Annotated in this window: 1 protein-coding gene; it reads right to left on the bottom strand. The window is 63.8% G+C overall.

What is annotated here, in order from left to right:
- Nucleotide 1: 1 nt before the first annotated feature.
- Complete coding sequence (locus ACFWVV_RS37765) at nucleotides 2–1,093, bottom strand: IS630 family transposase (RefSeq protein WP_384359172.1); 1,092 nt, start codon at nucleotides 1,091–1,093, stop codon at nucleotides 2–4.
- Nucleotides 1,094–1,140 lie beyond the last annotated feature (47 nt).

Here is a 1,140-nt window from a genome sequence, read left to right as displayed (position 1 = left end):
CCTAGTCTTCTGAGTCAGGAATTCTGTTCAGATATGAGGCGAGGCGTTCGAGGATCTCGTCCGCGGTCTTGGTCCAGATGTAGGGCCTGGGGTGGGTGTTCCAGGCTGCGATCCAGGTCCGGATGTCCTTCTCCAGGGCTTCGACGGTCTTGTGGACGCCTCGCCGTATCTGTTTGTTCGTCAGCTCGGCGAACCATCGCTCCACAAGGTTGAGCCAGGACGACCCAGTCGGCGTGAAGTGCAGATGGAACCGCGGGTGGGCCAGTAGCCAGGTCTTGATGGCCGGGGTCTTGTGGGTTGCGTAGTTGTCCAGCACGAGGTGGACGTCGAGGCCGTCCGGCACTTCCCGGTCGAGCTTGATGAGGAACTTCTTGAACTCCTCGGCGCGGTGGCGGCGATGCAGGGATCCGATGACCTTGCCGGTGGCTACCTCCAGGGCCGCGAAAAGGGTCGTGGTGCCGGCACGGACATAATCGTGCGTGACGCGTTGCGGCACCCCGGGCATCATCGGCAGCACCGGCTGCGATCGGTCCAGTGCCTGGATCTGCGACTTTTCGTCCACGCAGAAGACCAGAGCCCGCTCGGGCGGGTCCAGATAGAGGCCGACGACATCGTGGACCTTGTCGACGAAGTACGGGTCCGTCGACAGCTTGAACGTCTCCGACCGGTGAGGCTGCAGGCCGAACGCCCGCCAGACCCGCGACACCGTCGACTGCGACAGACCCGTCTGCCTCGCCATCGAACGCGTAGACCAGTGCGTCGCGTTCTTCGGAGCCGACTCCAGCGTCCTGGTGACCAGCGCGGCCACTTGTTCGTCGGTCACTGTCCGGGGACCGCCCGAACGAGGCATGTCTCCCAGGCCGGCGATTCGATGCTCGACGAACCTTGCCCGCCAACGGCCCACCGCATGCGGCGTCGAACCGAGCCGGGCAGCGACGTCCTTGTTGGCAGTGCCCTCCGCGCAGGCCAGGATGATCCGACAGCGTAAAGCCCACGCCTGCGGCGTCGAACGGCGCCGCACCCATCCCTCAAGCACAGCCCGTTCCTCGTCCGACAGAACTAACTCGGCCTTCGGCCGTCCAGTACGTGCCACAGACCAAGTCTAAACATCTGAACAGAATTCCTGACTCAGAAGACTAG

It is taken from the genome of Streptomyces sp. NPDC058663 (assembly GCF_042716745.1).
GTDB lineage: Bacteria > Actinomycetota > Actinomycetes > Streptomycetales > Streptomycetaceae > Streptomyces.
This window is presented reverse-complemented; position numbering and strand designations above follow the sequence as displayed.